The sequence below is a fragment of the Peribacillus sp. P4_C12 genome (genome assembly GCF_056402095.1).
This window is the reverse complement of sequence record NZ_JBFUIB010000033.1, coordinates 17,627-29,055: the sequence shown is the minus strand read 5'-3', so window position 1 is coordinate 29,055 and position 11,429 is coordinate 17,627. Positions and strand designations below refer to the sequence as shown.

Sequence of the window (11,429 nt, the reverse complement as noted above, 5' to 3'; positions counted from 1 at the left end):
GAACATGATCAAAAACGATAGGATCATAGCCGTGTTGGATAAATATTGAATCCCCTTTTCTAATCCAGTGGATATAGAGATTAAGAATAGAATAGTTGCAACGGCAATAACGGTGATTTGAACTAGAAGTGTGTTTGGAATACCAAATAAGGCATTAAGYCCACCTGAAATTTGCTTGGCACCCAAACCAAGAGAAGTGGCTATACCGAAGATGGTTGCGAAAACTGCAAGGATATCAATGGTTTTACCAATCGGACCATGAATTTTTTCCTTTAGAAGAGGATAAAAAGCAGAACTCACTGATGCTGGYAATCTTTTGTTGAATTGGAAAAAAGCAAGGGCCAAACCAATGACGGTRTAAATTGCCCAGGGATGAAAACCCCAATGAAAAAATGTATACTGCATCGCTAAATTAGCWGCTGCTTCTGTATGTCCTTCTCCAGTAGGTGGACTCGTATAATGAAATACAGGTTCTGCAACACTCCAAWAGAYRATTCCTACTCCCGWACCTGCACCAAAAAGCATAGCCAGCCAGGATGCTGTCTTAAATTCCGGTTTATCCGTTTCCTTTCCCAACCTAATATGACCGTATTTAGAGAATAATAAATAAACAGAAAATAGGACAAAAAAGAGGGCTGACCCAAGATAAATCCACCCAAAGTAGTCAATGGTACCATTAAAAAAGGTAGTGGTAATAATTGAAAGGCTTTCTGTAAAAAAGATCCCCCAAATAATGAAAGCAACTGTTAGTAGGACTGAAACAGTAAAAACGATATTTTCGTTTTTCCTCTTTTTACTCATATTACTCCTCCTTTACTTCGATAAAAGTGGTTACTGAGTATTCTGTGGTACGCTTCATCCATTCAACGTTATCAGGTCTCAACAGAAGCTGTTTTGTAATGTAAACCGATCAAAAAGATATAGATTTCTGCAAATCATATTTTTTTTATTTTAGATTTACAGTCTAAAAATTTGATTGGATTATAGATAGCATCGGACCCATCCGTGAGATAAACGCTGGTTAAATTGGGATGGGCCGTGCAATTCTTCAGAAATTATCTAATCACTTGGTTCTAAATTTATTTACGTTCGCATTTAACGACTATTTAACACTTGATTTCCATTTCTAATATTAGCAATTGCCTGACTTCTATCCTTTTGATTATAAATGGCTGAACCTGCAACAAGGACATTAGCTCCTGCTTCGATACAGAGTTTAGCCGTTTCAGGATTTACTCCACCATCGACTTCAATTTCAACTTGCAAGTTTCTCTCTTCCACAATGGCAGCAATTTGTTTTATTTTTGGTAGGACAGAATGAATGAAAGATTGTCCCCCAAACCCTGGATTTACTGTCATTAACAATACAAGGTCAACATCTTCTATCACATGCTCGATCATTGAAACCGGAGTATGAGGATTTAATACCACTCCAGCTTTCATGCCTTCAGATTTAATCTGTTKAATGGTTCTGTTCAAATGATGACATGCTTCAACATGAACCGATAATATATCGGCACCTGCTTGGCCGAACGCCCCAATATATTGATTTGGATTTTCTATCATTAAATGCACATCTAAAGGTAAGTTTGTGACGGGTCTAATTGCCTCGACAATTAAGGGGCCAATTGTTATATTTGGCACAAAATGACCATCCATCACATCCACATGGATGTAATCAGCTCCGCCCCTTTCAACATCTTTTATTTCTTCTCCAAGCCGTGCAAAGTCAGCTGATAGAATGGAAGGTGCAATCTTAATCATAATTTAATACCTCTACTTTCTTTTATGTGTATAGAAAAAATTCACCCTGATAGAGAGTGTTAGCTGAAATAGAAAAACGTTTCTTCTTTGCTATACTGATTCTTATACTTCTCCATAGAAAAATTGTTCTAATTCATTCAATATTTTTAAAATATTAAAATAATTCTGAATAATCAGATTTTATTTCACATGAATTACAGGTAAAAAGAATCTTTCTTGGTAAAAAACTTTACTATTTAGTAATTTTGTCGAATTTTATATAATAAACCAACTATTTATGAGACCCTGAAAAATTGCCCAGTGCTTTTTTTACATATTAAATGCTTTCATACGAGGCTATTTTATTGACACGCCTTTCGTGCCTACCAGCTTCAAAGGCGGTTGTTAACCATGTTTTTGCAATATTCCGAGCTAAATCCGGACGAATAACACGCTCTCCCATTGCTAATATATTAGAATCATTATGCTCTCTTGTCACCCTAGCACTATACAAATCGTGCACAAGAGCACAGCGTATACCATTTACTTTGTTTGCCGCAATACTCATTCCAATGCCTGTACCACAAATTAGAATACCACGTTCAACCTCACCGCTTGCTACCTTATTCGCTACTGGAATCGCATAATCTGGATAGTCAACAGAGGAGCTAGATTCACACCCTAAGTCTATATACTCAATATTCAACTCTTCCATCAGGGAGATTATTTCTTTCCGAATATTCACACCACCATGATCAGATGCAATTGCTACTTTCATTTTTTCTTCCTCCTATCTTATTGAGATTCCTTCTTGTAATTAAGATTGTAACTCCCACATATTCTTCGAGAGCATGTCATAAGCAATTCTTACTTTTTCCTGATTTCCAATTATATCTTTACTGTATTCACTATAAACGAATCATCCCTTTTATATAGAAAGACTTCTTGCTAAATGATAAAGGGACAAATCAATGGTATGCTTCTCTTTCGCTGCTTCTCCAAAAGATGAATGAATCAGTTTACCATTTTTCAAACCCACCATCACACCTTTTTCGCCTTCAACCAGTAAATCGACAGCTTTTGCTCCCATCTGACTGCTCATCATACGGTCATAAGCGCTAGGAGATCCCCCACGTTGAAGATGCCCAAGAATAGTCACCTTTGTGTCAAATCCTGTTTTTTCACTTATCACTCTACCGATTTCTATCCCTTTACCTACACTACCATTAAATGCCCCTTCAGCGACCACAATAATGCTGTGTGTTTTTCCACGCTGATATCCTTGGTTAATACGGTCAATTACATCTTCCACATCATGGTCAGCTTCAGGGATAATAATCGATTCTGCCCCCGCACACATTCCTGCCCATAGAGCAATGTCACCTGCATCACGTCCCATTACCTCAACGACATAGGTACGCTCATGTGAAGCTGCCGTATCACGAATTTTATCAATGGCTTTCACAGCTGTGTTTACAGCAGTATCAAATCCAATCGTATATTCTGTCCCTGCAATGTCATTGTCAATGGTTCCTGGGATACCAACGGTTGGAAATCCTAGGGCGCTTAATTTTCTCGCACCTTCAAAAGTGCCATTTCCACCGATCACGATTAAACCTTCGATGCCCTCTTTTTCTAGTTGTTTTAAAGCATGTTGCTGTCCTTCATCCTTCTTAAACTCTTGACAGCGTGTGGTTTGTAAAATGGTTCCTCCCCGGTGAATGATATCACGAACACTTCCCATGTTCATTGAAACAAAATCCCCATCCATTAAACCTTTGTAGCCATTTTGAACACCAAAAACATCCAGTCCCTTAAAAATCCCTCTTCGAACTACCGCACGAATAGCGGTATTCATTCCTGGTGCATCCCCGCCACTAGTTAAAACTGCAATCTTATTCATTCATGTTTCCTCCATATTTTTCACGTCTTATATACAAGTCACTATATGAATCTACAACCCTAAACCTGCTATTACATAATAAAGTTCATCATTATATTCCCTTGTAGATCAATGGGTCTAAAAACAAAAAAATAAGAGAATCTCTTCAAAGTCTCGAATAAATAATGACGAAACAAATGTGTGATGGTTTATTTATTTGTTCACCACTTCTATAAAAAAAATTTATGAAACTTTTTTAATAGCTTTCATTAATTCAAGAAAGGAAATATCCCTATTCCTTTTCTCTTCAAACAAAATTTGCTGATATTTATATAAAAGCTGATCCAATTCTTGGCTACAGGTTATCGTTTTTTCATCCATATAATCTCCTGCCATAGCATTTTCAATCATTTCTTCACGCTTAGCGTCTATATTCACAAGTAATTCTGATTTTAAAATTTCAATCGTCATCTTTTTCTCCTCCACATCATAATAGCTACTTCGTAGGAAACAAACATAGTCGTTTTGAATGTTCTACTTATTTAAAACAATAATTACTGGATAACAATCAATTGTACATTATGATTTAGTAACTCTTGTTTATAACTCCACGAAATTAGTAAGTAATGGAATCAATCTTTAGTTACAAAAATCCGCTTCAAAGGCTGTGTAAGACTTTGAAGCAAATCTCTAATTTACTTTTTATAAGATTGATTAAACAATGTTTATTATGATGAGGAGAAGAGTTACATGATATGAAGACAAAATCTATTTGAATGAATACTTCTATTTAAAGTGAAGTAGAAGTAATTCATTTGTTCAAAAAAGGGCAGGCTCACCAACTGGTGCAGTCTGCCCGTAATCAAAAGGTGTTCATTCATAAAATAAACCGTTGGGAGTTGTTTCTTAGCCCCTATATTTCAAATAAAGGAATCTATGGTTCTAGTAAATGTTTAAAGACCCACCTTTTATTCGAAAATAATTAGGGAACACAAGTGTTTCTAATTTATTAAATGAAATGCTCGGTTATTTTTAAATTAAACAAGGTAAAATTTAGAGTAGCTTTTTAAATTGAGAGATGACATTTTCAACCGTAAAACCGTATTCTTCAATTATTTTCTCTCCTGGGGCTGAGGCTCCAAATTGATCAATGCTGAGGACGTGACCGTTATCACCAACATATTTACTCCAACCTAATGAAGCACCCATCTCAATACCAAGACGTGTTTTTACGTATTTAGGAAGTACACTTTCTTTGTATGCATCAGTTTGTTTTTCAAAACGATCCCAGCTCGGCATACTAACAACCGAAACATATATACCTTCATTTTCAAGTGCCCTTTGTGCATCAACAGCAAGGGGAACTTCAGAACCAGAAGCTAATAACAATCCAGCAACCTCACCTTTTGCCTCGGAGATTACATATGCACCTTTTTTAACACCCTCATACCCTTTTTCAGGATTTACAAGTGTTGGCAAATCTTGACGTGTAAGGATAAGAGCTGTTGGTTCGTCTTTACTCTCTAACGCTAACTTCCAAGCTGCTGCTGTCTCATTGCCTTCAGCCGGGCGAATTGTAGAGAGACCAGGCATTGCACGTAATGAGGCCAATTGTTCAATTGGTTCATGTGTTGGTCCATCCTCACCCACAGCAACGCTATCATGAGTAAAGACATAAATTACAGGTAGTTTCATTAATGCTGAGAGACGAATTGCCGGGCGTAAATAATCAGAGAATACAAAGAATGTTGCTCCAAATACTTTCACACCACCGTGTAAGGCCATTCCGTTTACAGCAGCACCCATTCCAAATTCACGAACCCCAAACCAAACGTTACGTCCACTATAATCTGAAGCACTAAAGTCTCCTTCACCTTTTAGCATTGTTTTATTAGAAGAGGATAGATCAGCTGAACCTCCAAATAACTGTGGAACATTTTTCGCAAGAGCATTTAATACTTCACCGCTGGAAGAACGAGTCGCAAGTTTATCTTCACCCACACTATATTGAGGAACATCTGCATCCCAGCCTTCTGGAAGCTCGGCATTGATTGATTGCAATAATTCTTTTGCAAGCTCTGGATATGTTTTCTCATATTTAGCGAACAACTTATTCCAAGACTGTTCCTTCTGCTCTGACGCTTCTTTTAATTCTGCAAAATGTGCTTTTACTTCTTCTGGGATATAAAAATCTTCTTCATAGTTCCAATTGTAATGTTCTTTGACCAGTTTTATTTCTTCTTTTCCAAGTGGCGCACCGTGCGAAGCAGATTTACCGCCTTTATTCGGTGAACCATAACCAATTGTTGTTCTGACCTCAATTAATGTAGGTTGTTCTTCGTTTGCCTTTGCTTTAGCTAAAGCTTCCGCGACTGCCTGAAGATCATTGCCGTCCTCAACACGAAGTACCTGCCAGCCGTATGCTTTAAAACGATTAGCAGCACTTTCACTAAATGACATATGAAGATCACCATCAAGAGAAATATCGTTTGAATCATACAGTACAATCAAACGGCCTAGTTTAAGGTGGCCTGCCAGGGAAGCTGCTTCTGCAGATACACCTTCCATTAGATCACCATCGCCACAAATGCTGTATGTGTAATGATCAATAACATTTAAATCATCACGATTGTACGTAGAAGCTAAGTGCCTTTCAGCCATTGCCATCCCAACTGCCATGGCAATTCCTTGACCTAATGGACCTGTTGTGGCATCCACTCCAGGTGTATGGCCAAATTCAGGATGACCAGGTGTATTGCTTCCCCATTGACGGAAGTTTTTTAAGTCATCCATTGATAGGTCATAACCAGTTAAATGCAATAAGCTGTATAATAGCATGGATCCATGACCTGCAGATAACGTAAAACGGTCACGGTTAAACCAATTCGGATTGCTTGGATTATAGTTCATAAACTTAGACCAGAGTATGTATGCCATTGGAGCAGCGCCCATTGGCATACCTGGATGGCCTGAATTAGCCTTTTCAATCGCATCGATTGATAGGGTTCTAATCGTATTAATGGCTAGCTGATCAACCTTTACTTTTTCTTCAATCATGATTTTTCCCCTTTCTTTTGAATTAAGCTAAGCTCTTTTCCTTTTGCTCTACTTGAGCTCTACCTGAAGAGCCAAATTCACGCATTTTACCCTTAACTGTATTTTTAATGGCTTCACGAGCTGGTGTAAGGAATTTTCGAGGATCGTATTCATTTGGCTTCGCTGCTAATACTTCGCGAACGGCTTTGGTAGCAGAAATTTGGCTCTCTGTGTTGACGTTAATTTTCGCCGAACCAAACTTAATGGCTTTTTGAATATCTTTTGTTGGAATACCTGTACCACCGTGAAGAACGAGAGGAACACCTGTTAATTCCATAACTTCCTTCATCCGATCAAATCCAAGATTTGGTTCACCTTTATATGGACCATGAACAGAACCTAACGCTGGTGCAAAGCAGTCTACTCCTGTTTCACGAACTAATTGATCACATTCAGAAGGAATCGCATAAAATGCAGATTCAACATCTTCGATAACGTCATCTTCTTGTCCACCAATACGACCAAGCTCCGCTTCAACAGATACACCAACAGCATGTGCCACTTCAACCACTCGTTTTGTTAATTCAATATTTTCTTTTAGTGGATGATGGGAACCATCGATCATCACGGATGTAAATCCAGCATGTATAGCTTGTACACATTTTTCAAGACTTGAACCATGATCGAGGTGAATAGCAACTGGGACAGTTACTTTATATTCATCCATTAATTCTTTGACCATTGTGACAATTAACTTAAATCCACCCATGTAACGAGCAGCACCTTCGGATACACCAAGAATAACAGGAGCATTCTCTTCTTGAGCTGCCTGTAAAATGGCCTGAGTAAACTCAAGATTATTGATGTTAAACTGTCCTACAGCATACTTATTTTCTTTTGCTTGAATTAACATTTCTTTCATTGAAACTAATGGCATATTTTCTATCTCCTTTTTCCTTTTAATATAAATGCTTGACTATCTAATAAGACAATCAACATCAATTGCTAGTTTCAGTATCGATGATACGCTTCTATGAATTGAATTTTCCCATCCATTCCACCAACTGTAAGGAAAGAATGTGTTAGGATTGACCCATCCTCTGTTTTTCGAATACCCTTCATCAGCGTTCCATCCGTAATTCCGGTTGCTACAAAGAAGCAATCATCAGATTTTACAATGTCATCTATTGTTAATACCATTTCAGGATTTGATAATCCCATCTTAATACAGCGATCAAATTCTTCTTGGTTTTGAGGGGCCAGTTTCCCTTGAAAATCTCCTCCCAAGCACTTCAATGCAGTCGCAGCAATTACTCCTTCTGGAGCACCGCCAGTCCCTACTAATATATCAACGTCTATTTCTTCGAGTGCAGTACCGATTGCTCCTGTAACGTCACCATCAGAAAACAACTTGACTTTAGCCCCCACATCGAATACTTGTTTGATTAAATGATCATGACGTGGTCGATCCTGTATCATTACCGTTAATTCTTTTATGTCTTTTCCTAAAGCTTTAGCAACGGATCTCATATTTTCTGTTAAAGATGCGTCTATATTGATATGACCTTTTGCTTTTGGACCTACAGCTATCTTTTTCATGTACATATCCGGCGCATGTAGTAAACTTCCTCTGGAGGAAACAGCAATGACTGTTATTGAATCATCCTGTCCTTTTGACATTAAAGTAGTTCCTTCAACAGGATCAACCGCAATATCTACTTGGGGCCCATTTCTAGTTCCTAGCTCCTCATCAATATAGAGCATGGGAGCTTCGTCCAGTTCCCCTTCCCCAATAACAATCACGCCAGTCATATCAATGAGGTTCATTCGATCGCGCATAGCTTTCGTTCCAGCCCCATCCGCTTCATTTTTTCTTCCTTTTCCTATCCAAGGATAGGACGCAATGGCTGCTTGTTGTGCTACAGCGAGAAAATCCATAGCTAACGACAGAACAGGCTCTTTACTAACGACTTTGGTTTTTAATTCACTCATTCGATCACCTCCTGTGTTTTTTTACCTATACAAGCCAAACTATCTTTTGTACACGTTTTACCTGTATAGAAGCAATTATAATTTACATAATATAAATTTGTAAGTATGCACTTTTTTAATACATAGTACTTAAAAGTATACTGTTCGTTTATACAAGCTATTTTGCTTTGTACACATTTTATACTTGTACGCATACAATTAACATGTATAATATAAAATTATAAGTACATGCCTTTTAAATATATAGTATCAAAAGTATACTGCTAATTTGACAAGCTATTTTTTATATTTGTTCAAGTATAATGCGTAAATTATTGGTACGTAAGTAAGCACTTTACAAACATATAGTATTAAAAAGTATACTTTTACATGGAGGCGAACCAATGAGGATCATTCGTGATAAGGAGTTTAGCTGTGAAAAAGAATTGTTACTTGCTGTTATTGGTGGAAAATGGAAAATGCTTATTTTATGGCATCTTGGCAAAGAGGGCACCCAACGGTTTAACGAACTGAAGTCTCTCATGCCCGGTATTAACCAAAGAATGCTTGTTAATCAACTACGAGAGCTGGAGGAAGACCTCATTGTTCACCGTGAAGTCTACCCTGTTGTACCACCAAAAGTTGAATATTCACTTACCGAATATGGGGAAACTCTAATTCCTATTCTAGAATCTATGTATGAGTGGGGAAAGAACTACATGGACGTTGTCTTGAAAACTAATAAATAAAGAGACAAAAGAATCAATAGTTTAAAAGCTACCTCAATTAAGAGATTATTTGTCCCTTCTATAAATAACAGGATTTTGCAAGAGGTAATGAATGCTTGTTCAATATGGAGATAACTGTTGCTGTTCCTCAAAGATTGTCGAAGTTAATTATAAGATCATTGATAACCATAAAATTCCTCAACAACTAGCTCGGAGTGCATACTCATCAGATGACGGAGCTAGTTTTGTTTCACCCAGGTGGATATCTGACCACCATTTCCCTTTAACGGGACCTCAATAAATTCCTTTCTTTATGATTTTTCTTTTAGTTTAAATAGCTATAGTATACTTTTCATCACTATATAACATAAAAGTGTGTACTTGTTAAAATTTATTATGTGTCTAATAATAACAATAGCCATAATCAATAAAACATGATGAGGTGAAATCTTTATAGAGTATTGAAAAGAAAGGATGAGACTATGAAACTAAGAGTTTCTGCAGTGCAATACCATCTCCATACTATAAGTTCCTTTGAGGAATTTTCCAAACAAGTGGAACATTATATTAAAACCGCTGAAGAATTTGGTTCAGACTTTGTCTTGTTCCCGGAATTTTTCACCACACAATTAATGTCCATTGGTAATAAACAAGGACAACCTTTGACCATTCAAGATCTACCCGATTTTACAGAACGATATCATTCTTTATTTATAAATTTTGCGATGCAAACAAAGATGCATATTATTGGGGGAACCCATGTCATTCGTAAAGGTGATCGATTGTACAACGTCGCTCACTTATTCTATCCAGATGGAAGAGTCGCAGAACAGTCAAAACTTCATATCACTCCAACAGAAGTGAAGGACTGGAAGCTGACTCCTGGTGAAAATCTAGAAGTGTTCAAGACTGACAAAGGCACAATTGCCATGTTGACTTGCTATGACATCGAATTTCCAGAAATCGTTCGGATGGCTAAGGCCAAGGGTGCGGATATAATTTTCTGTCCTTCTTGTACCGATGACCGTCATGGATTTCATCGTGTCCGTTACACGAGCCATGCGAGGACAGTAGAAAATCAGGTCTATGTCGTGACCACCGGAACAGTCGGTTCCCTTCCTACGATTGACTTTATGCGAGCGAATTATGGGCAAGCTGCCGTGATTACACCAAACGATATTCCATTTCCTCCAAATGGGATACAAGTAGAGGGCGAAGTTAACCAAGACATGATAGTAACTGCTGATTTGAATTTAGAGCTTTTATATCAGGTTAGGGAAAGTGGTTCCGTCACGACATGGCGGGATCGTCGTACAGACCTTTATCCAGATTGGGAAACAAATAAAGAGCTCACTTCCCAAAAATAAGGGGGAATCATTTTGTATCGAAAAGAGCTTTTTGTCTTCGACCAAGAGCAATCTGTCCCTGCGGTGATCCGAAATTATGAAGAAAAAGACTTTCCCGGCTTAATTCGCGTTCAACAGGAAAGTTTTCCACCACCATTCCCGTCTGAATTGTGGTGGAATACGGAACAATTGCATAATCATATTACCCTGTTCCCCGAAGGATCCTTATGCATTGAAATCGATGGTGAAATTGCGGGTTCAATGACTGGATTGTTGGTTGACATTGATTCCAAGCAGCCGGAACATACATGGGAGGAAATCACGGACAATGGGTACATTCGAAACCATAATCCAGATGGAAATACGCTCTATGTCGTGGATATTGGTGTAAGTCCCTCCTATCGAAAATTAGGATTAGGAAAATGGCTGATGTTCTCGATGTATGAAGTTGTAGTTCATAAAGGGTTGGAACGGTTACTGGGAGGAGGAAGAATGCCTGGATATCATAAAAAAGTGAGTGAGCTGACGCCGGAACAATACCTTGAAGCTGTCGTAAAAGGCGAACTGAAAGATCCGGTCATCACCTTCCTGCTCCGCTGTGGTCGTACCCCCGTTCAAGTTGTGGCAAACTATTTAGAAGATGCAGAATCACATAATTACGGAACACTGATGGAGTGGAAAAATCCTTTTTGCCCATCAAAGTCAAAACATGGAGAGGACTAA

The 11,429-nt window shown here is 38.0% G+C and carries 11 protein-coding genes; 3 read left to right on the top strand and 8 right to left on the bottom strand.

The window, feature by feature from the left end:
* From AC1DUW_RS08560 to glpX, 8 genes are all read right to left on the bottom strand, one after another.
* The coding region (locus AC1DUW_RS08560) for a BCCT family transporter (RefSeq protein WP_477642343.1) at positions 1 to 801 on the bottom strand (801 nt) is incomplete at its 3' end.
* Between the two features lie 294 nt (positions 802 to 1,095).
* The gene (gene rpe, locus AC1DUW_RS08555) at positions 1,096 to 1,764 is read right to left on the bottom strand and encodes a ribulose-phosphate 3-epimerase (RefSeq protein ID WP_477642342.1); all 669 of its coding nucleotides are present in this window, start codon (positions 1,762 to 1,764) and stop codon (positions 1,096 to 1,098) included.
* Between the two features lie 316 nt (positions 1,765 to 2,080).
* Entirely contained in the window at positions 2,081 to 2,521 is a 441-nt protein-coding gene (rpiB, locus tag AC1DUW_RS08550) for a ribose 5-phosphate isomerase B (protein WP_430090755.1), read from the bottom strand.
* 150 nt (positions 2,522 to 2,671) lie between these two features.
* The gene (pfkA, locus tag AC1DUW_RS08545) at positions 2,672 to 3,646 is read right to left on the bottom strand and encodes a 6-phosphofructokinase (protein WP_477642341.1); all 975 of its coding nucleotides are present in this window, start codon (positions 3,644 to 3,646) and stop codon (positions 2,672 to 2,674) included.
* Positions 3,647 to 3,868: 222 nt separating this feature from the next.
* Entirely contained in the window at positions 3,869 to 4,096 is a 228-nt protein-coding gene (locus AC1DUW_RS08540; RefSeq protein ID WP_477642340.1) for a Spo0E family sporulation regulatory protein-aspartic acid phosphatase, read from the bottom strand.
* Between the two features lie 582 nt (positions 4,097 to 4,678).
* Complete coding sequence (gene tkt, locus AC1DUW_RS08535; protein ID WP_477642339.1) at positions 4,679 to 6,682, bottom strand: transketolase; 2,004 nt, start codon at positions 6,680 to 6,682, stop codon at positions 4,679 to 4,681.
* A gap of 22 nt (positions 6,683 to 6,704) precedes the next feature.
* Positions 6,705 to 7,598, bottom strand: coding sequence for a class II fructose-1,6-bisphosphate aldolase (fba, locus tag AC1DUW_RS08530; protein ID WP_477642338.1), 894 nt, complete (start codon positions 7,596 to 7,598; stop codon positions 6,705 to 6,707).
* A gap of 74 nt (positions 7,599 to 7,672) precedes the next feature.
* Positions 7,673 to 8,653, bottom strand: a complete 981-nt coding sequence (glpX, locus tag AC1DUW_RS08525) for a class II fructose-bisphosphatase (RefSeq protein WP_477642337.1) — start codon at positions 8,651 to 8,653, stop codon at positions 7,673 to 7,675.
* A gap of 383 nt (positions 8,654 to 9,036) precedes the next feature.
* Here glpX and AC1DUW_RS08520 point away from each other — a divergent pair, with 383 nt between their 5' ends.
* The 3 genes from AC1DUW_RS08520 (at position 9,037) to AC1DUW_RS08510 (ending at position 11,429) form a co-directional block, all read left to right on the top strand.
* Positions 9,037 to 9,381 carry a winged helix-turn-helix transcriptional regulator gene (locus AC1DUW_RS08520; RefSeq protein ID WP_340454654.1) on the top strand — a complete coding sequence of 115 codons (345 nt, stop codon included), beginning with the start codon at positions 9,037 to 9,039 and terminating at the stop codon, positions 9,379 to 9,381.
* A gap of 461 nt (positions 9,382 to 9,842) precedes the next feature.
* Positions 9,843 to 10,727, top strand: coding sequence for a carbon-nitrogen hydrolase family protein (locus tag AC1DUW_RS08515; RefSeq protein ID WP_477642336.1), 885 nt, complete (start codon positions 9,843 to 9,845; stop codon positions 10,725 to 10,727).
* A 12-nt stretch (positions 10,728 to 10,739) separates the two neighbouring features.
* Positions 10,740 to 11,429, top strand: coding sequence for a GNAT family N-acetyltransferase (locus AC1DUW_RS08510; protein ID WP_477642335.1), 690 nt, complete (start codon positions 10,740 to 10,742; stop codon positions 11,427 to 11,429).

Bases quoted from the DNA above. Each gene is read 5' to 3' on its own strand.
- rpiB (WP_430090755.1), bottom strand. From the start codon at position 2,521: ATGAAAGTAGCAATTGCATCTGATCATGGTGGTGTGAATATTCGGAAA.
- pfkA (WP_477642341.1), bottom strand. From the start codon at position 3,646: ATGAATAAGATTGCAGTTTTAACTAGTGGCGGGGATGCACCAGGAATG.
- AC1DUW_RS08540 (WP_477642340.1), bottom strand. From the start codon at position 4,096: ATGACGATTGAAATTTTAAAATCAGAATTACTTGTGAATATAGACGCT.
- tkt (WP_477642339.1), bottom strand. From the start codon at position 6,682: ATGATTGAAGAAAAAGTAAAGGTTGATCAGCTAGCCATTAATACGATT.
- fba (WP_477642338.1), bottom strand. From the start codon at position 7,598: ATGCCATTAGTTTCAATGAAAGAAATGTTAATTCAAGCAAAAGAAAAT.
- glpX (WP_477642337.1), bottom strand. From the start codon at position 8,653: ATGAGTGAATTAAAAACCAAAGTCGTTAGTAAAGAGCCTGTTCTGTCG.
- AC1DUW_RS08520 (WP_340454654.1), top strand. From the start codon at position 9,037: ATGAGGATCATTCGTGATAAGGAGTTTAGCTGTGAAAAAGAATTGTTA.
- AC1DUW_RS08515 (WP_477642336.1), top strand. From the start codon at position 9,843: ATGAAACTAAGAGTTTCTGCAGTGCAATACCATCTCCATACTATAAGT.